Raw genomic sequence first — 232 nt, 5'->3', positions numbered from 1 at the left:
AACCTGAACTTGGATTAAGGTTTACCTTGAGTTATTTGATGTTAAAGTGCATATAACTCAAGGGGTAAGCCATCTGGATCGGCAAAAAAGGTGAATTTTTTGCCGGTTATTTCATCTTCTCTAATATTTTCGACGATGACATTGTGTGACTCTAAATAATGTTTAGCAGTATTAATACACCCAACTTTAAATGCTAAATGTCTAAGTCCTTGTGCTTCGGGGTAGCTTGGTC

The 232-nt window shown here is 36.6% G+C and carries 1 protein-coding gene; it reads right to left on the bottom strand.

Features of this window, described 5'->3' with window-relative positions; all coding sequences use genetic code 11:
* Positions 1 to 41: 41 nt before the first annotated feature.
* On the bottom strand, positions 42 to 232 hold a 191-nt coding region (locus AAEY75_RS17280; protein WP_352260417.1), incomplete at its 5' end, for a VOC family protein.

Origin of the sequence: Psychrobacter sp. TB55-MNA-CIBAN-0194 (assembly GCF_040309505.1) — a bacterium.
Classification (GTDB): domain Bacteria; phylum Pseudomonadota; class Gammaproteobacteria; order Pseudomonadales; family Moraxellaceae; genus Psychrobacter; species Psychrobacter fozii.
The sequence above is the reverse complement of the archived record's forward strand: the minus strand, read 5'-3'. Positions and strand labels throughout refer to the sequence as shown.